This is a genomic window from Endozoicomonas sp. 2B-B (genome assembly GCF_053470045.1).
Map to the genome: position 1 here is coordinate 250,303 of NZ_JBLZMU010000001.1, position 24,101 is coordinate 274,403.

22 protein-coding genes are annotated in these 24,101 nt (G+C 48.6%); 15 read left to right on the top strand and 7 right to left on the bottom strand.

The window, feature by feature from the left end; translation table 11 throughout:
• Positions 1 to 98 precede the first annotated feature (98 nt).
• Entirely contained in the window at positions 99 to 356 is a 258-nt protein-coding gene (locus ACOMHB_RS00955) for a YheV family putative zinc ribbon protein (RefSeq protein WP_422136118.1), read from the top strand.
• A gap of 135 nt (positions 357 to 491) precedes the next feature.
• Here ACOMHB_RS00955 and ACOMHB_RS00960 read toward each other — a convergent pair whose 3' ends face one another.
• The gene (locus ACOMHB_RS00960; RefSeq protein ID WP_448215130.1) at positions 492 to 1,142 is read right to left on the bottom strand and encodes a hypothetical protein; all 651 of its coding nucleotides are present in this window, start codon (positions 1,140 to 1,142) and stop codon (positions 492 to 494) included.
• A gap of 1,263 nt (positions 1,143 to 2,405) precedes the next feature.
• Here ACOMHB_RS00960 and coxB point away from each other — a divergent pair.
• From coxB to ACOMHB_RS00980, 4 genes are read left to right on the top strand one after another with little or no spacing between them, the layout of a single operon-like run.
• Complete coding sequence (gene coxB / locus ACOMHB_RS00965; protein ID WP_448218588.1) at positions 2,406 to 3,590, top strand: cytochrome c oxidase subunit II; 1,185 nt, start codon at positions 2,406 to 2,408, stop codon at positions 3,588 to 3,590.
• An 11-nt stretch (positions 3,591 to 3,601) separates the two neighbouring features.
• Positions 3,602 to 5,203 carry a cytochrome c oxidase subunit I gene (gene ctaD / locus ACOMHB_RS00970; protein ID WP_448215131.1) on the top strand — a complete coding sequence of 534 codons (1,602 nt, stop codon included), beginning with the start codon at positions 3,602 to 3,604 and terminating at the stop codon, positions 5,201 to 5,203.
• Positions 5,203 to 5,772, top strand: coding sequence for a cytochrome c oxidase assembly protein (locus ACOMHB_RS00975; protein ID WP_448215132.1), 570 nt, complete (start codon positions 5,203 to 5,205; stop codon positions 5,770 to 5,772). The genes ctaD and ACOMHB_RS00975 overlap by 1 nt, the downstream gene beginning before the upstream one ends.
• A gap of 10 nt (positions 5,773 to 5,782) precedes the next feature.
• Positions 5,783 to 6,679: a cytochrome c oxidase subunit 3 gene (locus tag ACOMHB_RS00980; protein ID WP_448215133.1), complete on the top strand. Its 897-nt coding sequence runs from the start codon at positions 5,783 to 5,785 to the stop codon at positions 6,677 to 6,679.
• A gap of 50 nt (positions 6,680 to 6,729) precedes the next feature.
• On the opposite strand, the gene ACOMHB_RS00985 is transcribed toward ACOMHB_RS00980, so the two are convergent.
• On the bottom strand, positions 6,730 to 6,945 hold the full coding sequence (locus ACOMHB_RS00985) for a twin transmembrane helix small protein (RefSeq protein WP_422136123.1): 216 nt from the start codon (positions 6,943 to 6,945) through the stop codon (positions 6,730 to 6,732).
• A gap of 139 nt (positions 6,946 to 7,084) precedes the next feature.
• Between ACOMHB_RS00985 and ACOMHB_RS00990 the strand changes: the two genes are divergently transcribed.
• The 9 genes from ACOMHB_RS00990 to ACOMHB_RS01030 all read left to right on the top strand — a co-directional run bounded on the left by ACOMHB_RS00990 (position 7,085) and on the right by ACOMHB_RS01030 (position 16,655).
• On the top strand, positions 7,085 to 7,867 hold the full coding sequence (locus ACOMHB_RS00990; RefSeq protein WP_422136124.1) for an SURF1 family protein: 783 nt from the start codon (positions 7,085 to 7,087) through the stop codon (positions 7,865 to 7,867).
• Entirely contained in the window at positions 7,864 to 9,024 is a 1,161-nt protein-coding gene (locus ACOMHB_RS00995; protein ID WP_448215134.1) for a diacylglycerol/lipid kinase family protein, read from the top strand. Before ACOMHB_RS00990 ends, ACOMHB_RS00995 begins: the two co-directional genes overlap by 4 nt.
• 155 nt (positions 9,025 to 9,179) lie before the next feature.
• On the top strand, positions 9,180 to 10,517 hold the full coding sequence (locus ACOMHB_RS01000; protein ID WP_448215135.1) for a diacylglycerol/lipid kinase family protein: 1,338 nt from the start codon (positions 9,180 to 9,182) through the stop codon (positions 10,515 to 10,517).
• A 152-nt stretch (positions 10,518 to 10,669) separates the two neighbouring features.
• Positions 10,670 to 11,848: a diacylglycerol/lipid kinase family protein gene (locus ACOMHB_RS01005; RefSeq protein WP_448215136.1), complete on the top strand. Its 1,179-nt coding sequence runs from the start codon at positions 10,670 to 10,672 to the stop codon at positions 11,846 to 11,848.
• Positions 11,849 to 12,042: 194 nt separating this feature from the next.
• Complete coding sequence (locus ACOMHB_RS01010) at positions 12,043 to 13,251, top strand: diacylglycerol/lipid kinase family protein (RefSeq protein WP_448215137.1); 1,209 nt, start codon at positions 12,043 to 12,045, stop codon at positions 13,249 to 13,251.
• A 27-nt stretch (positions 13,252 to 13,278) separates the two neighbouring features.
• Entirely contained in the window at positions 13,279 to 13,884 is a 606-nt protein-coding gene (locus ACOMHB_RS01015) for an SCO family protein (RefSeq protein ID WP_448215138.1), read from the top strand.
• A gap of 16 nt (positions 13,885 to 13,900) precedes the next feature.
• On the top strand, positions 13,901 to 14,986 hold the full coding sequence (locus tag ACOMHB_RS01020) for a COX15/CtaA family protein (RefSeq protein WP_448215139.1): 1,086 nt from the start codon (positions 13,901 to 13,903) through the stop codon (positions 14,984 to 14,986).
• Positions 14,983 to 15,900: a heme o synthase gene (gene cyoE / locus ACOMHB_RS01025; RefSeq protein WP_422136131.1), complete on the top strand. Its 918-nt coding sequence runs from the start codon at positions 14,983 to 14,985 to the stop codon at positions 15,898 to 15,900. Before ACOMHB_RS01020 ends, cyoE begins: the two co-directional genes overlap by 4 nt.
• Before the next feature lie 92 nt (positions 15,901 to 15,992).
• On the top strand, positions 15,993 to 16,655 hold the full coding sequence (locus tag ACOMHB_RS01030; protein WP_422136132.1) for an SCO family protein: 663 nt from the start codon (positions 15,993 to 15,995) through the stop codon (positions 16,653 to 16,655).
• 49 nt (positions 16,656 to 16,704) lie between these two features.
• Here the strand turns inward: ACOMHB_RS01030 and znuB are convergent, their stop codons facing one another.
• The 5 genes from znuB to ACOMHB_RS01055 all read right to left on the bottom strand — a co-directional run bounded on the left by znuB (position 16,705) and on the right by ACOMHB_RS01055 (position 21,112).
• Positions 16,705 to 17,487 carry a zinc ABC transporter permease subunit ZnuB gene (gene znuB, locus ACOMHB_RS01035; RefSeq protein ID WP_422136133.1) on the bottom strand — a complete coding sequence of 261 codons (783 nt, stop codon included), beginning with the start codon at positions 17,485 to 17,487 and terminating at the stop codon, positions 16,705 to 16,707.
• Entirely contained in the window at positions 17,480 to 18,337 is an 858-nt protein-coding gene (gene znuC / locus ACOMHB_RS01040; RefSeq protein WP_448215140.1) for a zinc ABC transporter ATP-binding protein ZnuC, read from the bottom strand. Before znuC ends, znuB begins: the two co-directional genes overlap by 8 nt.
• Positions 18,334 to 18,819 carry a Fur family transcriptional regulator gene (locus ACOMHB_RS01045; RefSeq protein ID WP_422136134.1) on the bottom strand — a complete coding sequence of 162 codons (486 nt, stop codon included), beginning with the start codon at positions 18,817 to 18,819 and terminating at the stop codon, positions 18,334 to 18,336. The genes znuC and ACOMHB_RS01045 overlap by 4 nt, the downstream gene beginning before the upstream one ends.
• A 69-nt stretch (positions 18,820 to 18,888) precedes the next feature.
• Positions 18,889 to 20,433: a C2H2-type zinc finger protein gene (locus tag ACOMHB_RS01050; RefSeq protein WP_448215141.1), complete on the bottom strand. Its 1,545-nt coding sequence runs from the start codon at positions 20,431 to 20,433 to the stop codon at positions 18,889 to 18,891.
• Between the two features lie 268 nt (positions 20,434 to 20,701).
• Positions 20,702 to 21,112, bottom strand: a complete 411-nt coding sequence (locus ACOMHB_RS01055; protein ID WP_422136136.1) for a DUF2782 domain-containing protein — start codon at positions 21,110 to 21,112, stop codon at positions 20,702 to 20,704.
• A gap of 158 nt (positions 21,113 to 21,270) precedes the next feature.
• On the opposite strand from ACOMHB_RS01055, the gene polA reads away from it, so the two are divergent.
• Complete coding sequence (polA, locus tag ACOMHB_RS01060; RefSeq protein ID WP_448215142.1) at positions 21,271 to 24,009, top strand: DNA polymerase I; 2,739 nt, start codon at positions 21,271 to 21,273, stop codon at positions 24,007 to 24,009.
• Positions 24,010 to 24,101: the final 92 nt, after the last annotated feature.

A 24,101-nucleotide genomic window follows, 5' to 3' on the forward strand; every position in this document is an offset into this window, starting at 1 on the left:
AAGGCTCTGAGATCATGGGATCTCGGGGTCTTGGTATTTCTTTATGTGCTATAGGCATTTATGCGCTGTGGCACCTGTTTGCTGTAGGCCTCAGAGCTATGACAACGAAAAGATTTATTGCCGGAGCCGTCTGTCCATCCTGTGGTCAGCAGGATTCGGTGAGGATGTACACCGAGAACGGTGAAAACTATCGCGAGTGCGTGGAATGCCATTATTCGGATGTGATGGAAAAAGATCCTTCTCTTGCGGGGAAACCACCAGTGACGAGGGTCTCCCCAGAAGACAGGAAGTCGGATGATGATGCTAAAAAGGAAAGCGCTGTTCAGATCGTAAGAATACTGGATCAACAACCCTGAGTTCGAAATCAGATGTTATGATAAACCCTCACAGCTGTGCTGCTTTGCAAATGCGCCATGGCTATTGGAGTTTAACAAGCGATGTTCAAATACAGTCCTCTGCATTAACCTCTACTTCATCGTCAGTGCCCCGGATCAGGCTGCTGACGTAAACTTCAGTTCAATACCCATACGGCTGGACAGGCAATTCCATTTTGACCAGGCCGTTACCCACTGCTCCGGATTGCGGTTGTTGACGAAATCCTTGAACATGCGATCGTTATAAAGCTCCTGCGAACGAATCATGTGCCTGACCGTCTGCTCAACGATTTTGTCCAGCTCATTGCCAAACTCTTCACCCAGAATGGCATGAATGATCAGGTTGGCCCAGGTCATGTTCATCGGGATCAGGGGAGAGCCGATTCGAGATAGGTAACTGTCGTTTACTTCCTCAATCAGTCGATGCGTAAAGTAGGCTTTATCCAGCAGATCAAACAGCCCCACATTATTTTGGGACTGCAAAACCGGTGCCAGAAAGTTCTCTTCGGCAATGCTTAGAAAAGGGGAAATGAAAGCCTCAATGTCCAGTTCCTTTGAAGCCTGATCCAGCGCTTCAAGAAAGTCAGGTACATGATCAATGTATTCAACTGCAAACTTCAGCAGTGTCTCACTGGCCATGTCGTCGGGAAGTTCGATTGTGTGGTGCAACTGCTCCACCTGTTGACAGACAAGCGACTGAAGGTGGCTTGAGCCCTCTTCATGCTTTCGGGCACAATCGATCAGATTATTAATTGCCTCTACGTCCATGATTGTCTCCGTTGCGGTTGCTATTAATTTGGGTACTGCAACGTCACCGTGAAGGTGTTAAAAAGACCATAGTACCAATAAGAACTCAAGCTTTTTTAAATACCTCTTTTTCATAATACAAAGATCTTTTATTCATTAAATTAGAATTTAAAAAAGACTGTAAATTACGACAAAAATGAAAAAGTGCAAGCACTTGTGCAGTCAAAAAAATGACACACTACATATGCTTAAACAGGCTTTAAAAATGGGTTCTGACCTGCCCACTTCGAGGTGTAAAAAAATATATCGTTAAGAAGCTGAATGGATGTTTGTATCCGTAATAGGTGTCACAAAGTTGTGTCGACCCAGTAAGAGTGATCGAAGAAAGTCTAAATAGGTATTTTTTCCATTGAATTCACGTTACCTTATTTTAAACGACAAGTGGCAATTTTTTATTAAAGGTATTTTTTGACAAGACTCTTTTCATTTTGTGCAATCATGTTGTTTAATGAGGTTCTGGGACTATACTTGATGAGCGATCATTGTCAGGTTGAATGAATCACTCAATGCGTCTCACGGGTATTGTTATTTGCAGGGTGTTCCTGTGCAGTAGGTTTTGCAGGTCGGGTCCGAAGTAGTATGACGTTGTCGGTTACTTAGCGCTCTCTTGCGATTGAATATTGGCACTTTGACTTTCCGCAGATAGCCTGAACCGGGTTGTTTTTTTCTCCACAGCGAAAAAGAAATAACAGGTAGACGGTTGGCTGAAATCTCTGTAAATCAGCAGCTCTGGTAGTTAGCTCTGATAGTTAAAGTGTATTGCAGTTTTTCTGGCAAGATGCTGTGTGGCTCCTGTCCGGTAACGACAACTAGTCAAGTCAGTAAGCATTGCTCGGGGATGTCCGGATGCTTGCTGCCCCGTCGCCTCTGAAAGCAAGACTTGGGTCTGCTGAACAATAATAATAAGTCACCGCCTTGTCTGGGCGGACAGTCAGGGGATGTAAGGGAATGATGCAGCACGCACTAGCTCTCTTTCTTTTGATAAAAACTGCCATGAACGGGACGAAAAGCATGAGCGGTAAATATCGCCCATCCCGGATGGTGCCAGTGGCGGGGTTCCGGTATGGTGCCATTTTTCGAATAGTCCGGTCGTTATTGTCGCTCGGATTAGGAAAAGTTCTGGTTTCTTCCACTTGTTTAACTTCCAGAAAACGACCCTCTTCTATTGTTTCCGGGGGAGACGGTCAATACTTTCTGGTTTTTCTGACCACACTATCAGGTTTTATGATGCCCAGCCATCTGTTGGCTGATTGGAAAGTCAATATGACCGAGGGGGTTACGGCAGTCAGTCGTTCGGTTTACGACTTGCACATGACCATATTTATTATCTGTGTGGTCATTGGCATTGTGGTATTCGGTGTTATGTTTTACTCCATTTTCATGCACCGTAAATCAAGAGGCGTTAAGCCCCATCCCTTCCATGAAAGTACGATTGTAGAAATACTGTGGACGACCATCCCACTATTAATTCTGGTGGGCATGGCGATTCCGGCAACAAAGACACTGATTGATATTTACGATACGGATGAAGCTGAAATTGATATCAAAATTACCGGGTATCAATGGAAGTGGCAGTATGAGTATCTGGGAGAAGGAGTGTCCTTCTTCAGTAATCTCAAAACTACACCGGAACAGATTTATAACGTTCGCAGCAAAGACCCCAACTATCTTCTGGAGGTTGACGAACCACTGGTATTACCTGCGGGTAAAAAGATCCGTTTCCTGGTTACTGCCGCAGATGTTATTCATTCATGGTGGGTACCTTCATTCGCCGTTAAACGGGATGCTATTCCGGGTTTTATTAACGAAGCCTGGACCAACGTCGAACGTCCCGGAATTTATCGTGGTCAATGTGCAGAACTGTGTGGGAAGGATCATGGCTTTATGCCCATTGTAGTGGATGTCAGGTCACCGGATGACTATGAAGACTGGTTGTCAGAGAAGAAAACACTGGCCGCTAAAGAGCGTGAGTTAACCAGTAAAAACTGGACTATGGCCGAGCTGATGGAGCGCGGAAAAAACACCTACGAAAGAGTCTGTGCGGCCTGTCACCAGGTCAATGGTGAGGGTATGCCGCCCCTGTTTCCTGCTCTCAAAGGATCAAAAATGGCTGTTGAGAAAGATCAGGTCAAAGCGCATATCGATATTGTCGTGAACGGCAAGAAGGGTACCGCCATGCAGGCCTTTGCTGCCCAGTTGAGCGAAGTCGATCTGGCGGCAGTCATTACCTACGAAAGAAATGCCTGGGGTAATAATACCGGTGATCTGGTCACGCCGAAGCAGATTCTGGAATACAAAAATACCGGGGAGTACAAAGCGACGGATGCTGAAGCTTCAGGCGGGTCTGCTGCCGTCAGTAAGCCAGCGGTGAATGAGCCGAATACTAATACACATCAGGCTGGACTGTGAGGAATGCAACCATGACTGCTGTGACAGACACATGCGCAAATGACAAGCCAAGCGAGCATCATGACCAACACGGTCCTGCCAGGGGATTGATGCGCTGGGTGCTAACCACGAACCATAAAGATATTGGCACCATGTATCTCTGGTTCAGTTTTATTATGTTCCTGACCGGCGGTGCTATGGCGATGGTTATCCGGGCGGAACTGTTTCAACCAGGGATGCAGATCGTTGATCCCGGCTTCTTTAACCAGATGACCACCATGCACGGTCTCATCATGGTATTCGGTGCGGTCATGCCTGCCTTTGTCGGCCTGGCTAACTGGATGATTCCATTGATGATCGGTGCGCCAGACATGGCGCTGCCAAGAATGAATAACTGGAGCTTCTGGATTCTGCCTTTTGCAGCCGTGATGCTGATCAGCACACTGTTTATGGAAGGCGGCGGTCCAAACTTTGGCTGGACATTCTACGCACCGCTGTCAACCACCTATGGACCGCCGTCAACCACCTTCTTTATCTTTGCCATCCACATGCTGGGTATCTCGTCCATCATGGGGGCGATCAATATCATCGCCACCATTCTGAACCTGCGGGCACCCGGCATGACCATGATGAAGATGCCGCTGTTTGTATGGACCTGGTTGATTACTGCGTATCTGCTGATTGCTGTTATGCCGGTACTGGCCGGTGCTGTGACTATGATGCTGATGGACATCCACTTTGGCACCAGTTTCTTTAACGCCGGCGGTGGTGGCGACCCTGTTCTGTTCCAGCATATTTTCTGGTTCTTCGGACATCCGGAGGTGTACATCATGATCCTGCCTTCCTTCGGGATTGTGTCAGCCATTCTGCCAGCATTCGCCAGAAAACCCCTCTTTGGCTATACGTCAATGGTCTATGCCACCGCAAGTATTGCTTTTCTGTCGTTTATTGTCTGGGCGCACCATATGTTTACCGTAGGTATTCCGCTGGTGGGTGAACTGTTCTTTATGTACGCCACCATGTTGATTGCTGTGCCTACCGGAGTGAAGGTCTTTAACTGGGTTACCACTATGTTCAGGGGCGCCATGACCTTTGAAACCCCCATGCTGTTCAGTATTGCTTTTGTGGTGTTGTTTACCATTGGTGGTTTCTCTGGGCTGATGCTGTCTATTGCCCCTGCTGACTTCCAGTATCACGACACCTATTTTGTCGTGGCTCACTTCCACTACGTACTGGTACCCGGTGCAATTTTTGCCATCTTTGCTGCGGTCTATTACTGGTTGCCCAAATGGACAGGTCATATGTATGACGAGACGCTGGGCAAGACGCATTTCTGGCTGTCCTTTATCGGTATGAACCTGACCTTCTTTCCGATGCACTTTATCGGGCTGGCGGGTATGCCTCGCCGTATTCCGGATTATGCCCTGCAATTTGCCGACTTCAACATGATTGCCAGTATCGGTGGCTTTATGTTTGGAACCACGCAGCTGCTGTTCCTGTTTATCGTGATCAAATGCATCAGGGGCGGCGAGAAAGCCAAGGCTCAAAGCTGGGAAGGTGCAGAAGGTCTGGAATGGAGCCTGCCTTCGCCAGCACCTTACCATACCTTCACCACACCACCGGACGTGAAGTAATGAGTGAGAAGGATGATACCCCGGCCGACCTGTCGCGGAGAACTGTCATCAAGACTGGCTTGGTGGCTGGCGGTATGTTTGGTTTCGGCTTTGCCATGGTTCCCATATACGACGTGTTTTGTAAGGTAACGGGACTCAACGGCAAAACCGATCCGAATCCATACCGCTACAATGCCGAAACGGCTGAGGTGGATACCAGCCGGAAGGTGAAAGTGCAGTTTGTGGCAACCAACAATGCTGAGATGAGCTGGGACTTCAAACCCAGCGTCACAGAGGTGGTGGTTCACCCCGGGCAGGTTGGCGAGCTGGAGTTCTTTGCCCGCAACCCGACCAGCGAACGAATGATCGGTCAGGCCATTCCCAGTGTTTCACCGTTTCAGGCTACCAACTATCTGCACAAGGTAGAGTGTTTCTGCTTCACCACCCAGACATTGGAAGCAGGCGAAGAAAAAATCATGCCGCTTAGAATTATTGTGGATCAGGCATTACCCCGGCATATCACCAAACTAACGTTGTCGTACACCTTGTTTGATGTGACGACAATGGGAGAGAGGACACTGCCGTCCTGAGGAGATTCTGATGGCTCAAGAAGGTGAAGGTACCTATTATGTTCCGGCCCAGAGCAAGTGGCCGATCATTGCCTCGATAGGTCTTTTTACCATGCTGTTGGGTGCAGGCATGATGATGAACGACATGTCTGCCGGGGTAAAAGATTCGTTTGCACATTATGTGTTTTTCGGCGGCTCCCTGATCATGGCCTACATGATCTTTGGCTGGTTCAGTAATGTCATCGAAGAGTCCCGCAAAGGTCTTTACAGTGACCAGATGAACCGCAGCTTCCGCTGGAGTATGGGCTGGTTTATCTTCTCCGAAGTCATGTTCTTTGCGGCTTTCTTCGGAACGCTCTTTTATATCCGTTACTTTGCCGTTCCCTGGCTGGCCGGCGAGGGAGACGGTGCTTCCACTCATGAACACCTCTGGCCAGAGTTTGAAGCGGACTGGCCGCTGATGACCAACCCGGATAATGAAACATTCCCGGGAGCCCGTGGGGTCATCGATCCATTCCATCTTCCTCTGCTGAACACCCTGTTACTGGTCGCTTCCAGTATTACCCTGACGATTGCACACCATGCCCTCAGAAAGGCGGAGAGAACCAAGGTGAAGGTATGGATGATTCTCACCCTGATTCTGGGTTTTACTTTCCTTTACTTTCAGGCTGAAGAATACGCTGAAGCCTACAATGAGCTTGGGTTGACCCTGAGCGCGGGTATCTATGGCTCAACGTTCTTTATTTTGACGGGTTTTCACGGGGCACACGTCACCCTGGGTGCCATAATGTTGCTGATCATGCTGATTCGTATCTATAAAGGGCATTTTGAGCCGGATAACCATTTTGCTTTTGAGGCATCCAGCTGGTATTGGCACTTTGTTGATGTGGTCTGGCTCGGCCTGTTTATCTTTGTTTATCTGATATGAGGAGAGCCCGACATTTCCGGGAAGAGGTGGAAACTAACGACTTTCGTCGTTTAGCGGTACAGCCAGGGAGCGTTACTGTGAACATCTCCAAACAGCCAGGCCACCACAATGATCAACATGATCAGGGCGGTCAGGCCAACCCGGGCGGTGAGTGAATTTACCAGTTTGGCGGAACCGCCATCACCTTTAAGTAGAAAGTACATGCCTCTGCCCAGGCAGAAGAGTACGGCAAGAAAAAGAACAACAATAATAATTTTTAACCACATATTACGCTCCCTGCTGATGCCTGAGTTGATGAAAAACGGTTTGCTTAACCGATTGTTAAATCAATCTGTGTCGCACATGTTTTTTCTTACATTAAAGGCATTCAGATCAGAATAACAGCGGAGTTTGGTAGAGCACCCGATGTTGAAGTATAGCTATCGATCCCTTAAGAGCTATCGCGTTAAGTTGTCGCTATTGGTGTTGCTGCTTTTGCCCCTGCTGATCAAACTGGGGTTCTGGCAGATGTCCCGATACCAGGAGAAGCTTGAGCTTGAGCAGACCCTGGCAGAACGACAGACCATGCCCGCTCTCAGCCTGTCTGATATCAGCCGCTACTCTGATGCCATGTATCTGCCAATAAACGTCCGTGGTCGCTTTATTTTCGGTCGGGCTTTTTTTCTCGATAACCAGATTCACGAAGGTCGTGCCGGTTACGACCTGATCATGCCTTTTCTGGCCAATGATGGTCAGTACTTGTTGGTCAACAGAGGCTGGATACCTGCTCAATCCAGAGACAGTTTGCCGGAAATCAAGACACCTGATGGAGAACTTGAGTTAACGGGCAAACTCTATCGGTTATTGGGGAATCCGTTCACGCTGGGTGAAGATATCTGGCATGAAGAGTGGCCCAAACGTATTCAGGCCATCCACTTTGACCGAATGGGGGAAGCATTGGGGCAGACGCTACCTCTATATATTCTGAAGCTGGAACAGAATCAGCCCGGCGCTTATCTGATACGCCCCCTGACAATGAAAACTACCTCTCAGAAACATCTCGGCTACGCTATTCAATGGTTCCTGATGGCTCTGGTCCTGCTCTTTCTCTATCTCTGGCAGATGCTATGTTCAGGCTTGGGTCAAAGCCAACAAAAGCACCATAAAGAGGTGTCCGCAGCTGATGCAAAAGAGGATGATTCACTGTGATTAGCAGAATTTTTTGTTTATGTGGCCTGCTGTTTTTTATATTCCTTATTCCGGAAAATGGATTTGCAGAAATTCGCCACGCCTGTTTTATTGTTAATCCCACCAGTAATAATGGCCAGGGGGAAAAAGTCTGGGACAGTATTAAGGAAGCCCTCGACCATTACCAATACTATAAAGCAAGCGGCTCTATGGACCAGGCTGCTTCTCTGGTAGGGCCGACATATGAAGTGTCTTTTACGGAGCACCCTGGTCATGCAACGGAACTGGCACTTCGGGCATACCAGAACTGGCAGCAAGGGCAGCACGCTTATGGAGATCAGTTATTGATCGTTGCCGTTGGCGGGGATGGCACTGTCCATGAGGTGGTTCAAGGTTTAGAAAATCGTCAACAGCAAGTCGTTATAGGGGTTATACCGGCGGGTACGGGGAACGATATAGCAAGAACACTTCGTTTGGGTAATCCCATGCATGCCCTTCGGAGTCTGGTTTATGGAAGACCTACACCTTTTGGTGCCTACAAAATTGAAGGTTGTCAAAGAGGAACTTGCGAGAAGAAAACGGTTTTGGCAGTGGATGAGTTTGATCTGGGTGTGACGGCTCAGGCGACAAAAAAGAAAAACGAACACGACAGTGGCGAGCGACCAAGCCGACTGCTGAGATGCTCTCCCAGAAGAATGGTCTATACAATGTCAGCCCTCAGTTCAGCAATGAGATGGCATGCACCTACAGTCGATTGCAGTATTGATGGCGGTAGCAGCTTCAATATCCCCCTGAATCTGCTGGCAGCGGGAACTGGGCCAACGATTGGAGGTGGAGTGAGACTTTTTAATGGTATGCGTCCGAACAGTGACCAGGGACAGATGCTCTACAATCAGCGGAGGGCTCACCCGATTTCGACACTTTTTCAGATGACCATGCAGAGATTATTCAATCGGTCAGCTCTGCAACAGACTTGGTTTACTCAAATGGACATTGGGCACGGTCAGGCACCTCAGAATATTCAGGTTGACGGTGATATTTTGCTGCAAACCCCGGCACAAGTAACCTGGGTGCCAGAAGTATTCCAGTTTATGAGACCCCCTGAACCCGGTGATTTCGGTTATGAGGCAATGCGTCGTGAAGAAGAGCTGACTTTACTTGAATTTTTTAAACGTTAAGCAGGGCTTGAACATTACACGGAAAAACTTCGTCTAAGCTGTCTAATGGTTTTTAATGCTGGGTCCTATGGCAGATGGAGACATCAGTCTTCTGGAAGCTGGCAAAAACCACATAAAAAAAGTCCCGATACTTACAGAAAATAGGATGGCTCAACGTGACTGGCAGAATTTTTTATTTATATGGACTGCTGCTTTTTGTATTTCTTGTTCCGAAAAACGGATTTGCGGTGATTCCGGGAAACCCATATCCAGAGATTCCGAAAAGCATATTGGCAGATATCCGCCACGTCTGCTTTATCGTTAATCCAGCCAGTAATAATGGACAGGGTGCGAGAGTCTGGGAAAGTATTGAACAGGCTGTCAATCATTATTTCACAGCAGTAGGCTCACAGGACGAGGCTGCTGCTCAGGATCGAGTGACATTTGAAGTGTTTTTTACGGAATATGCAGGTCATGCAACGGATCTGGCAACGCAAGCTCATCAGAACTGGCAGCAGGAGCATCAGGAGCAGCGGGAGCAACAGGAGCAGGAGCTGCAGGGGGACGAGCATAAATTATTAAAGAAGAAGTTATTATATTATAAAGAAGCCGGGAGGAAGGCGTTGAAGTCCGCCTCGGCCAGGCAGTTATTAGAGAATCAGTTGTTAATTGTTGCAGTGGGTGGGGACGGCACTGTGCATGAGGTGGTTCAGGGTTTAGAAGCTCATCGACAACAAGTTATTATTGGGGTTATACCGGCGGGTACGGGAAACAATATAGCAAGATCACTTCAATTGCGTGACCCGATGCATGCCCTTCGGACACTGGTTTATGGAGCCGTTCAACCTTTAGGTGCGTATAAAATTGAAGCTTGTGAAAGAGGAAGTTGCCAGAAGAAAACGGTTCTGGCAGTCAATGAGTTTGATCTGGGAGTGACGAATCAGTTAACAAAAAGGAAAAATGATTACGGGAGCGGTGAACGATCGGGTCGACTGATGAGTTACTCACCCGGAAATATGATCTATCCACTCTCAGATCTCGCATCAGCAATGAGATGGAATACACCTATGGTCAAGTGCAGCATTAATGGGGGTAGCAGATTCCATATCCCTCTGAATATACTGGCCGGAGGGGTCACGGGGCCTATAATCGGAGGCGAATTTGGCCTTCAGGATGGTGTCAGAGCAGACAGTTCGCAGGGGGAGCTGCTTTATGGTGAGAAGTGGGATCCCCCCTTTTGGGCACTTGTTCAGGTGGCTATGCAGAGATTATTCAATTGGTCAGGCCTCAAACGGGCTCAGTTTAATCAACTGGACATTGAGCACGTGAAGGAACCACCTCCGGATATTCAGGTTGATGGTGATATTTTACTGCAAACACCGGCACGAATAACCTGGTTGCCGGGAGTGTTCCATTTTATGAGACCTCCCGTATATGGTGATTACGATTATTTTGACATGTACTTTGAAGAAGCCGAGGACGAAAGAGCGAAGAAAAAGCAGGATTCCATGTAAATTTTGAGTATTGCAGTGGGACTATTTCTCAGAAACACCTCGGCTACGTTATTCAATGGCTGGGTCTGTGTCTCCGGTAAATGCCTCTGTCGGGCCCGGACAGAGCCAACAAAAACAGTTACCCGTGACTGACAGAAAGGGGATGGTTTACTGTGAATAGTCGAGTTTATTATTCATATGTTCTGCTGCTTTTTGTATTTCTTATTCCTGTAAACGGATTTGCAGCGATTCGCCATGCCTGCTTTATCGTCAATCCTGCCAGTAATAATGGTAAAGGTTGGAGGGTTTGGGACAGAATTGAAGAAGCGGTCGACCAGCACTACACAGCAGTTGGCTCACAAGACCAGGCTGCAGCTGCGCTACAAGCGACATATAACGTTTTTTTTACAGAACATGCGGGTCATGCAACGGAACTGGCAATGCAGGCATATCTGGACTGGCAGCAGGGGCAACATGATCAGGAAGATCAGTTACTGATTGTTGCTGTTGGTGGCGATGGCACTGTCCATGAGGTGGTTCAGGGTCTTGAAGGTCAACCACAAGTTGTTATTGGTGTTATACCGGCGGGTAAGGGAAACGACATTGCGAAAACACTTCGTTTGGGTAAACCGATGCATGCCCTTCGGACATTGGTTTATGGCACTCCTATGCCTTTTGGTGCCTACAAAATTGAAGGTTGTGAAAGAGGCAGTTGCGAGAAGAAAACGGTTCTGGCAGTGAATGAGTTTGAGCTGGGTGTGATGACCCAGACGAAAAAAAAGAAAGATGAACACGACAGTGGTGAGCGACCAAGCCGACTGCTTAGATATTCACCAAGAAGTATGGCCTATCCAATGTTAGCCTTCAGTTCAGCAATGAGATGGAATACACCCAATGTCAGGTGTCGTTTTGATCGTGGAAGCTATCATGATATCCCCTTGAATTTTCTGGCAGCGGGGACAGGGCCGACGGTAGGAGGCGGACTTACCCTTTGTAACGATATGGGTCCGTCCAGATTCTTTGGAGAGCTGCTTTATAATCAGCACAGGACTCATCCTGTTTGGACACTTATTCAGATTAACATGGAGACAAGCACGCACCTCATTTGGAGACTTATCAAGATGACCATTGGGAGATTATTCCACTGGCCAGGTATGCAGCGGCTTTGCTTTACTCAACTGAATATTGAAAACGAGGTTGAGACACCTCTGTCTATTCAGGTCGATGGTGATATTTTACTGCAAACACCCGCACAAGTGACCTGGCTGAGGGGGTTGTTTCAGTTTATGAGACCTCCCGAACATGGAGAACTCGGTCATGCCCTGATGTATCTTGATGAAGTGGAGGATTAAAGAGCCAGGAAAAAGCAGGGTTCCATTTAAATTTTCAGTGTGGCTATCAGACTATTTCTCAGAAAAACCTCAGCTAAGCTATCCAATGGTTTTTAATGGCTGGGTTTGTATCTATGGCAATTGCCACCGCCAGGCCCGGATCAATGCCAACAAAAACAGGTATCCGTGACTGACAGAAAAGGGGATGGTTTACTGTGAGTAGTCGAGTTTTTTATTTATATGTCCTGCTGCTTTTTGTGTTTCTTATTCCTGTATATGGATTTGCAACGATTCGTCACGCCTGCTTTATCGTCAATCCTGCCAGTAATAATGGTAAAGGTTGGAGGGTCTGGGACAGAATTGAAGAAGCGGTCGACCAGCACTATACAGCAGTTGGCTCACAAGACCAGGCTGCAGCTGCGGTACAAGCGACATATAACGTTTTTTTTACAGAACATGCGGGTCATGCAACGGAACTGGCAATGCAGGCATATCTGGACTGGCAACAGGTGCAACACGATCAGGAAGATCAGTTATTGATTGTTGCTGTTGGTGGCGATGGCACTATCCATGAGGTGGTTCAGGGTCTTGAAGGTAAACCACAAGTTGTTATCGGTGTTATACCGGCGGGTAAGGGAAACGACATTGCGAATACACTCCGATTGCGTGACCCGATGCATGCCCTTCGGACATTGGTATATGGCGCTCCTATGCCCTTTGGTGCCTATAAAATTGAAGGTTGTGAAGGAGGCAGCTGCGAGAAGAAAACGGTTCTGGCAGTGAGCGAGTTTGATCTGGGTATGGCGACCCAGATGAAAAAAAAGAAAGACGATCACAACAGTGGTAAACGACCAAGCCGACTGCTCAGATACTCACCCGGAAGTATGGCCTCTGCAATGTTAGCCATCAGTTCAGCGATGAGATGGAATACACCCATAGTCAGGTGCACTACTGATAATGGCAGGTTCAATATTCCATTGAATTTTCTGGCCGCGAGTACAGGGCCAACGTTCGGAGGTGGAATTGCTCTTTTTAACTATATGCTCCCGATCTGTACGCGGGGAAAGCTGCTTTACAGTCATCAGAAGACGCATCCCATTTGGACACTTATTCAGATGACTATGGAGAGATTACTCAATTGGTCAGGTCTGACTCGGACGACTATGCAGAGATTACGCAATTGGTCAGGTCAACGGGAGCTTGTTTTTACTCAATTGGGCATTCAACATCAGGATGAGACACCGCTGTCTATTCAGGTCGATGGTGATATTTCACTGCAAACACCGGCACAAATAACCTGGTTGTCGTCAGCGTTCCGGTTTATGAGACCTCCCGAATATGGAGAACTCGGTTATGCCCTCATGGACCTTGACGGAGCCGGGGATGATCCGGATTCCTTTTATATTTTGAGTGCAGAAATGTGACTATCTAATCAACCGGGTATTATAAGAATGAAAAGAGTAAAGAAAGCAAAAAGTCGCTGGCAACTGGCTCTGGTTATTCTCATGCCTTCTCTGGCAATGGGTTTGGCTTGGTACTTTTATTTCTTTGGAACACAGTTTGTGCCGGATGGTCGTACGAACAAAGGTGAACTGTTGTTACCCCCTGCCAGCTTCCAGAGTATGACGCTTGAGAAAAATAATGAAATGTTTGATCTGCAGGGGCTGGAGGGACGTTGGGGGGTTCTGGTGTTTGGTGACGATGCCTGTTCTGATCAGGCCTGTCAGGAAGCGCTCTATCAAACCCGTCAGGCGCATCTGGCGCTGGGTAGAGACAGTGACCGGGTCGTTCGGGTGTTCATTTCTTCCTCATCGAATCCTGAATTAAACAAGCGTTTACTCAGCGAACACCCTGATCTGATCTGGTTAGGCAGTCGTAAAGAATCGGTGTTGAAGGCTCTGGGTAAAAACCCGGGTGAAAAAAGAGAATGGCCAACCAATGGCTTTTACATCGTTGACCCCCTGGGGAATATCATGATGAAGTATCAGCCAGGGCAGTACGGTGGAGATTTATTAAAAGACTTAAGGAAGTTGCTTAAAGCATCAAACATCGGCTGACATTGAAAGGTGTTCTATGACGACAGCGTCTATTAAAAAAACAAGAAGCCAGACAAAACGACAGAGAACGGGTTTTTATCTCTCCCTGTTTGCAACCTTGCTGGCCGCTGTGGTTGTCGGGTTAGGGGCTTATACACGACTGGTTCACGCAGGACTGGGTTGTCCTGACTGGCCAGGTTGTTATGGCTTCCTGACAGTACCTGAAACAGCGCAGGAAATAGCCATAGCGGAAACACTCTTTCCCCATGCCCCGGTAGAGGTCGACAAAGGCTGGGCTGAAATGGTGCATCGGTATGTCGCAGGCTCCCTGCTGCTGCTGGTTTTGATGATCGCCATTCAGGCCGTCCGGAACAGGAAAGAGCCGGGACAGCCATTAAAACTGCCTTTATTGATTCTGGGGCTGATTATTCTGCAGGCGGCTTTCGGCATGTGGACTGTGACATTAAAGCTCTGGCCCCAGGTGGTGACCGCTCATCTTCTGGGTGGCTTTGCTACCTTTAGTTTGTTGTTTTTACTGACCCTTCGTTTATCCGGATTGGTTTGGCCAAAACTCCCCTCCTCTGGCCAGAGAGATCGGCTGCGAGGCTTAGCCGCTGTCGGACTGCTGGTGTTGATTTTACAGATCACACTGGGAGGCTGGACCAGCTCCAACTACGCCGCCCTGGCCTGTCCTGATTTTCCTATGTGTCAGGGGCAATGGCTGCCTGAGGCTGATTTTGCCGACGGTTTGAATGTCAGCCAGTCTATTGGTCCGAATTATCTGGGTGGAAAAATGGACTCTGAAGCCCGGACTGCTATACATCTTTTACACCGATTAGGGGCACTGGTGACTACGGTGTTTCTGCTGTTCCTTTTTGTACAGGTACTTCGATATAGTAATACACAGTTGTCTAATAACCGAAACAGCCTGAGAGTGCTGGCCACTTTGATGCTTCTGGCTCTGCTGCTACAGGTCATTTTGGGGGTCAGTAACATCCTGGGCAGCCTGCCACTTTCAGTGGCAGTGGCCCATAATCTGGGAGGTGCTGTTTTGCTGTTGACACTGGTGGCTCTCAACTTCCGTATGAACATATCTGAAGGATTCAGTGAGGTTCAATCATGAGTAAGGTCATTCAAAAGAGCAGTAGTGCATCCCTGCAGGAATCCGCTCACTGGCGTGATTATCTTGAGCTGACCAAACCCAGGGTGGTCGCCCTGATGGTTCTGACGGTAGTGATTGGTATGTGCCTGGCAACGCCGGGCATGGTGCCCCTGGATATTCTGCTGTTTGGTAATCTGGGCATTGCTCTCTCGGCCGCTTCCGCTGCGGTGATCAATCATGTGGTCGATCGACAGATTGATGCGGTTATGGCCAGAACCCACAAGAGACCGGTAGCCACAGGGCGTGTTGAGCCACTTCAGGCTTTGTTGTTTGCCTTTACTCTGGGTGTGCTGGGCATAGGGATTCTGGTGTTTCTGGTCAACCCTTTGACCGCCTGGCTGACACTGGCCTCACTGATGGGTTATGCCGTGATTTACACTCTGATTTTAAAGCGTGCTACTCCACAGAATATTGTCATTGGCGGGATTGCCGGTGCCTCCCCTCCCCTGCTGGGATGGACGGCAGTGACCGGACACTTTGAAGGACACGCCCTGCTGCTGGTCTTGATTATTTTCGCCTGGACGCCTCCTCACTTCTGGGCTTTGGCTATTCATCGCAAAGCTGAATATGCCAGGGCGGACATTCCCATGTTGCCGGTGACTCATGGAGAGGCATACACCAAACTGCATATTTTGCTGTATACAGTGATCATGATTCTGGTCAGTGTTCTGCCTTTCCTGACCGGCATGAGTGGTACTGTTTATCTGGCGGGTGCATTGATTCTCGGGGGGCGCTTTCTTTACTGGGCTATTGCTCTGTTGCGAGAAAGCAGGCCCCATGCCGCCATCAAGACGTTCAAGTATTCCATTACCTATTTGATGTTGCTCTTCGTGGTATTGCTGGTGGATCATTACACGTTCTATTTGTGGCTTTAACAGGCATAGGCTTGAAAGCAGCCACAGTTTTTTTCGAGCTGTATACGAGCCGAGGGCTTTTTTTATGAGCTCAGGGCTCCAGAGGATTGTCCATGGAATCTGGGATCAGAAACAACGTGAATAAAACAGTATTGATTCTGGTGGCCATTGTTGCGGTCATTATGGGTCTGACGTTCTACAAGTACACAAACAAGCCATCGTTGACACTGGAAGAGTTACAGCGAATGGGTACAGTGGTTTTCGACAAGCCACGCACCTTTGAAATGAAGGGTATGGTGGATAACAAGGGGCAACCTTTTACCCAAGCCAATCTCGAAGGCAAATGGTCCCTGGTGTACTTTGGTTACACCTTCTGTCCGGACATCTGCCCTACTACGCTGGGTCAGTTGAACCAGATGGATAAGCTGTTGAAGAACGATAACCCTGAAATGGCAAAGAAAATGCATTATTTCATGGTGACAGTAGATCCACGCAGGGACACAGTAGAGAAGCTTAATGGCTATGTCCCACATTTTAACCCTGATTTTGTGGGTGTGACGGGCTCCCAGAAAGCTATCCATAACCTGGCCGTGCAAATGAACATCCCCTACACACCGGTCATCGATCCGGAAGATGAATACTATCTGGTGGATCATGGCGCTAACCTGGTCATCATCAATCCAAAGGGGGACTACCACGGCTTTATCCGCCCGCCTCTGGATTCAGAAAAACTGACACGGGTAATGGTGGGTGTTGATGAGCTGTACCAGGAATAACTCTGTTATCGGTTATCAAGCTTCCGGGCCAGGAGGACTGGCCCATCGGTCAGCTGCGTTTGAAACTCAGACCCAAAACAAAAATCAGGAAGCTACAGACGACAACGGAAGGTCCTGACGGTGTATCCAGTTGCCAGGATGCAGTCAGTCCTCCTGCCACGCTCAGCAAGCCTATGATGCCAGCAATAATAGCCATCTGTTCCGGTGTTCGGGAAAACCTCTGGGCTGTTGCGGCCGGGATAATCATCAGTGAAGTGATCAAAAGCACACCAACAATTTTCATGGCCACAGCAATCACAAGGGCCATCAGTAAGGTCAGAATCAGTTTGGTTCTTCGCACCGGAAAACCTTCAACCTGGGCCAACTCTGCATGAATAGTCATGGCCAGAAGAGGTCGCCACAGCAGGGCCAGAGTGATGAGAACCAGTGCGCCGCCGCCGTATATCCAGAACAGGTCTGTGGGTGAGGTCGCCAGAATGTCTCCAAACAGGTAGGACATCATGTCGATCCGGACGTTCTCGGAAAAACTGATCGCAACAAGACCCAGAGAAAGGCTGCTATGGGCAAGAATCCCCAGGAGTGTATCGGACGCCATTTTTTGTTGTTCCTGCAGCGAGACCAGGAGAACCGCAAGAAACAGCGAGCACACTACAATGGCCAGATTAAGATCAACATCGAGCAGCAGCCCCAGGGCTACGCCCAGAAGTGCCGAATGAGAGAGGGTATCGCCAAAGTAGGCCATCTTTCTCCAGACGACAAAACAACCCAGAGGCCCTGCCACTATAGCAACCCCTGATCCTGCCAGCAGTGCGGTAAGGAGCAGTTCAGACATGAGTGCTCCCGGTGTTTTTCTTGTGAATGATATGACCATCAACAGTATGTTCGTGGTCATGGTGGTGGGCGTAAACAGCCAGTTCCTCGGACTCTCCACCAAAAAGTTTCAGATAGGCCGGGTGTTGACGAACCTGATGAGGGTGACCTGAGCAACAGAGGTGCTGGTTAAGGCAAATGACCCGATCTGTTGAGGCCATCACAAGATGAAGGTCATGGGAGACCATTAAGACAGAGCAGCCGTCTTTCAGCTCAGGGTTATTGCCATTTCTGAGTTCGGTGATCAGGTGATAAAGCTCTTTCTGACCATTGACGTCTACTCCCTGAACCGGCTCATCGAGCACCAGAAGATGAGGTTTGTTGAGCAGTGCCCGGGCTAACAATGTTCTCTGAAGCTCTCCGCCTGAAAGCGAATGAACCGGTGAGTTGATGACGTGGGTTACTCCGGTTCTTGCCAGTGCCGAACGAATCTGTTTTCCTGATTGTCCGGTCAGAGAAAGAAAGCGTTTAACGCTCAGGGGCATGCTTTCGTCAACATGTAATTTTTGTGGCATATAGCCGATACGCAGGCCTTCTTTCATGGTCCGGCTACCGGAATCAGGTGTCTGCAGGCCCAGAACAACTCTGACCAGTGTCGTTTTACCGGCCCCGTTCGGTCCTATCAGGGTCACGATTTCACCCGCTTTTACGTCCAGAGAAATATCGGAAACGACTTCTCGTTCCCGAAACGCAACATGGATGTTGTTCAATCTGATTAACGTCTCTTCAGACATAGGTGTATTCAGATCCTTTGTGGTTACTGTTTTATGGCCAGACGTTTTTTTACAGGCAGAGGCTTGGTCTGAACTCATAATGACTCTTGGAATTTCTGGCAGCTTGAGCACAAACCTGTGAGTTCAATCGCAGTGTCAACGATCTTGAATCCCTGATCAGAGGCACAGGAGCTAATCGACTGGTTAATGGCCTGATGATCGATTTCCTGTGTCACGCGGCACTTCTCGCAGATAAGAAAACAGCTGTTATGTTTTATGCCGGGATGCGGGCAGCCAATAAAAGCGTTAAGAGAGGAGAGACGGTGAACCAGGCCCTGCTCCAACAAGAAGTCCAGGGCGCGATAAACCGTGGGGGGTTGAGCTACCCGCTCTTCCTGCTTCGTCAGTTGGGCAAGAATCTCATAGGCTCCAACGGGTTGATGGCTCTGCCAGACCAGTTCCAGTACTTTCTCACGGAGATGGGTCAGCCTGACTCCCCTCTGTTGACAGAGTATACGAGCCTCCTGCAAGGCTTCTGATATACACACATGATGGTCGTGATGCTGGTGGACACTGATCATGATAATGAAAGGTAGCTGGTGAACGATGTTATATTATAACCAAACTTCTATCCATAATCGAAAGAGTATTCATTTCGAACCGGGCGGGAGGTCAATTTCGTCAGAGCTGACGGGCTGATTCTGATTTTCAATTCTCTGGCGTTTGCGTTTTGGCTCCTCGCTATGCATCCTGCGACCGTGGGCATTAAGGCTGGCAGAAGAAGCAAACCGGCGATTACAGTCTGGTTTGTCACAGGCATAGGGCTTTTCCATAGTATGTTTACTGCGAGTGTGGGTATCACGCTCGGTTGCAGTAACGAACTGGCGATCACAGTCTTGCTCGCTACAGGCATAAGGCTTTTCACTGGCATGCACCCTGAAAATGTGGGCATCACGGTCGCAAATAAAAGCGAATCGACGATCACAGCCTGGATCGATGCAGGCATGGGGCTTTTCCCTATTATGCATTCTGCGAAAGTGCATGTTGCAGTCGGAATTGGAAATGAACCGGCGATCACAGTTTGGATTGCTGCAGGCATAGGGTTTTTCCATAGTATGCATCCTGCGAATATGTCTATCACGCTCCGTTGCAGAAGCGAACCGGTGATTACAGTCTGGATAGGTGCAGAGATGAGGCTTTTCCCTGGCATGTATCCTACGAATGTGGGCATTGCGGTCGGAAATAACAGCGAACCGGCGATTACAGTAAGGATCGGTGCAGGCATGAGGCTTTTCCCTGCCATGTATCCTGCGAGCGTGGGCATTTCGGTTGGAAACAGAAGTGAACCGGCGATTGCAGTCTGGAGCGATGCAGGTATGGGGCTTTGCTGTTTCTGAGGCGGCTTCGGGGAAATTGGCTTTTGTAGGGGTATCAAAGTAGAATTCGGGGTGCTCACAAAATGATTCACCACAAGTACGGCAAGGCTCGATATTTTCATGATGGTTTTCTTCTGTCTCCGCGTTTTCTGATGTGTCTTCGCTCGTGCCTTCATCCTCATTTTCCTGATTCTTGGTATTCTCAGGACTTGATTGGCCTTCATTGCCTGTCGCTCCTTCACTGTTTCCATCACCGGGCGAGGCTCTGCTTATTTGGCTTTGATCATCGGAACAGCGCGGCAGGCAGTAGCGGGTATCAGGCTTTAAGGGTGTCTCCTCGTGAGCTGGCTCTTCATATCGAATATTTGCATCATTGGAGTCATCAGGCTCATTCCCACTCTCTTCAAAGACATACCACTCGATAGTTTCATCCTCTCCGTCCTGTTTACCCTCACGTACCTGCCCATCTGTGCATTCCCAATAGCTGCGAAATAACTTCGGCCATCTGCCCTGTTTGTAAGCTTCAGTCCCCGAGTCAAACTCAGGGAATACACTCTGCCCGGCAAGGGACACTGAAGTTGATGATGGGAGTGATGCGTTGAATTTCAGTTGTGAAATACTCTGGGGAGATAGTCCGAGCTTGATGCTTTTGGTGGGCTGGAGCCGGACACGGGCTGGATCCTTGTTCCCGAAACACAGCTGTTCTCCCTGGATTTTCGTAGTTATGCAATGTGTGTCAGGGAATGGAAGGACATTCGCTTCTTTGAGGTATATTGCTTGCGTGGATGTGACCTCAACAAAAAGTTGTTGGGTGGTCAAAAGTGTTCTGCCGTGCGCCATAAAAAAGGCAAGATATTCGTCCATGCTGTAGCAATTTGAGCTGACTTTGCTGAAGGCCGCGATCCAAATCAGCAAGAATTTTTTTACAGCTTGCAATGTTCGAGTTTTCCTTTGAATGTAAGTTGAAAACTCAGGTTAGACAATCTTGGTGATAGTGAGGCGTTTTAAGCAGAAATCATTGCAAAATCGTGAACAGGTAGCAGCCTGACGGGAATCCCGCACCCACTGAGAGTAAAGGCTTAGCCATCTACTCCCATTTAAAAATAGTCCAGGATGGAATCAGCATTTCGGGTTTGGTGGGATCTATAAAGTTACCCATATGATCCGCTGCGACCAGATAGTAAGGTTCGCCAAACTCGGGGGTGACATGGATCCCGTAAAGAAAGCCATTAATTCGGTATTCCTTTATGATTCCTTGGCTGCCGGGACGAATGACTACGGTAGTGTCATCCCTTTGCTCAAGATCTTCCGGACGCAGGTTTTTAGGAATTTTTTCAAAATCTTCCTTGCTGATCGTTGTCGATTCAGGTTGAACGACTTTGGGAGGCTTTTCCAGAGCAGCTTCTGTCGGGTTGGATGACGGTGGAGAGTTGGCGCAGCCGAGAAGAAATAAAGACATGATTGCAGCAAAAGCCATTGAACCTGTTACTGATTTCATAGCATGCCCCAAGTAATAACCATGTGTCCGTTTGCAAAAAGAGATTAAAATAGCAGTCTACTCCAATATTTGGGAGGCTGTAGCCGATGGTGTTCAGTTATATAAATGTCTGAATGCTACTTTTGCGACAGTCTCTTTAACCAGAGATCAATTCAGCAATGTCAGACCAAGCCAATCCGCCCCTTGTGCTCGTAGATGGATCTTCTTACCTCTATCGGGCTTTCCATGCTTCAGAACGAGCGAACCTGAGAACATCAGACGGTCGTCCAACAGGTGCTATCCGTGTGATGACGAACATGCTGAAGAGTCTGCTTAAGGAGTATCCGGGCAGTCCTGTAGCGGTCGTCTTTGATGCCAAGGGGAAAAACTTCCGGCATGATCTGTACGAGGAGTACAAGGCAACCCGCAAGCCTATGCCGGACGATCTGCGCTCACAGGTCCAACCGATTCACGAAATGGTTCGAGCCCTGGGTATGCCGTTGTTGATGATTGAGGGTGTGGAAGCAGACGATGTCATTGGCACTCTGGCAAGAGAAGCCACTGAGAAAAAAATTGCTACCGTCATCTCAACCGGTGACAAGGATATTGCGCAATTGGTTTCTGAGCATGTCACTTTGATCGACACCATGAACGATACCCGTACTGATCTGGATGGCGTTGTGGACAAGTTTGGTATTCCAGCGCACCTGATTATTGATTATCTCGCCCTGATGGGAGACTCCAGTGACAATATTCCCGGCATGCCAGGGGTTGGTCAGAAAACCGCTTTGGCTCTGTTACAGGGGATTGGCAGTATTGACGAGATTGCCAAACGTCTGGATGAAGTCCCTGCCCTGGGCTTCAGGGGCAGCAAAAATTTTGCTCCCAAGTTTGAAGAGCACCAGGATATTGTGCGGCTTTCCCGGGATCTGGCCACTATCAAAACCGATGTCCAGCTGCCTGTTGCAATTGAGGACCTGAAAGCGGAACCGGTAGATAAAAATGCTTTGCTGACTCTCTATAAAGAGTATGAATTCCGTTCCATGATCGCTGAACTGGAAAAAGACATGGACGGAGGCGTAGAAACTGGGTCGGCCAAGCCAGCTGTACACGCTGAATATGAGACGGTTCTCGATCAAGAGACTTTTGGCCGCTGGCAGAAAATATTGAATGACTCGGAGCTGTTTTCTTTTGATACCGAAACCACCAGTCTGAATTATATGGAAGCAGAACTGGTTGGACTCTCTTTTGCTGTAGAAGCGGGTAAGGCCGCCTACGTTCCGGTGGCCCACGACTATGTTGGCGCACCCGGTCAGCTGGATAGAAACTGGGTGCTGGAGCAGCTAAAACCGCTACTGGAGAATCCTGAAAAGAAAAAAGTAGGCCAGAACCTGAAATACGATAAAAGTGTGCTGGCTAACTATGATATCAGTCTGGAAGGTATCCATTGGGATACCATGCTTGAGTCCTATGTGCTGAACTCAACCGCTACCCGCCATGATATGGATAGCCTGGCTCAGAAGTACCTCGACCATCAATGCATCTCTTTTGAAGAGATTGCAGGCAAAGGTAAAAAGCAGCTCACTTTCAACCAGATTGATCTTGAAATAGCGGCGCCCTACGCGGCGGAAGATGCCGACATTACCCTGAGACTGCATGAAACGATTGCCCCTCAACTGGAGCATGAGCCGTCTCTGTACTCTGTATTTCGTGATATAGAAATGCCCCTGGTAGCTGTTATGTCGCGGATGGAAAGGCAGGGAGCCCGAGTTAATGGCCACCTGCTGGCGCAGCAGAGTATGGAGATTGGCGAGCGTCTACATGAGCTTGAAAAGCAGGCTCATGATGCAGCGGGAGAGCCTTTCAACCTGGCGTCTCCCAAACAATTGCAGGCGATTCTGTTTGAGAAGCTGGGTCTGCCGGTCATCAAGAAAACACCGAAGGGGCAAGCTTCCACCGCTGAAGAAGTGCTTCAGGAGCTGGCACTGGATTATCCCCTGCCAAAACTTCTGATTGAACATCGTGGCCTTAGCAAGTTGAAGTCGACTTACACCGACAAGCTGCCCCAGATGATCAATCCGGCCACTGGGCGAATTCATACTTCTTATCATCAGGCGGTGACAGCAACCGGTCGTTTGTCCTCCTCTGATCCTAACCTTCAGAACATTCCTATTCGTACCGAGGAAGGACGCAAGGTTCGCCAGGCCTTTGTCGCTCCTGAAGGCTATCAATTGATTGCTGCTGACTACTCACAGATAGAGCTGAGAATCATGGCTCATCTTTCTGATGACGCCGGTTTGTTGGAAGCCTTTGCGCAGGGTCTGGATATTCACAAAGCCACAGCTGCGGAAGTCTTCGGCGTTGCGCTGGATGAGGTCACTTCAGAGCAGCGCAGAAGTGCCAAGGCGATTAATTTTGGTCTAATCTACGGAATGTCTTCTTTCGGACTGGCCAAACAGTTGGGTATTTCCAGAAAGTCAGCACAAGAGTACATCAACCTTTATTTCGATCGTTACCCTGGTGTGCTTCATTACATGGACCGAACCAGAGAGTCTGCCAAAGAAAAAGGGTATGTTGAGACCTTGTTTGGACGCAGGCTCTACCTTCCCGAAATCAATGCTCGCAATGGTATGCGTCGTCAGGCAGCGGAGCGGACTGCGATCAACGCCCCCATGCAGGGAACAGCGGCAGATATCATAAAAAGAGCGATGGCTCATGTGGATCAGTGGCTTTCAGAGAGTGAATTGGATGCCAGAATGGTTATGCAAGTCCACGATGAGCTGGTGCTGGAAGTAGCAGAGGATCAGCTGGAGATCGTAAAAGCCGGTGTTGTGGAAAAAATGTCCCAGGCTGCAGACCTGAAGGTTCCCCTGGTGGTAGAAGCGGGCTCCGGATACAACTGGGATGAAGCTCACTGATGCATCAATGAGGGTAATGTTTCCACGAAAGATTTGAAGATGTGAAAAAAATATTATTTTTTTTCACATCTTCGGGAACTTTTTTGAATTTT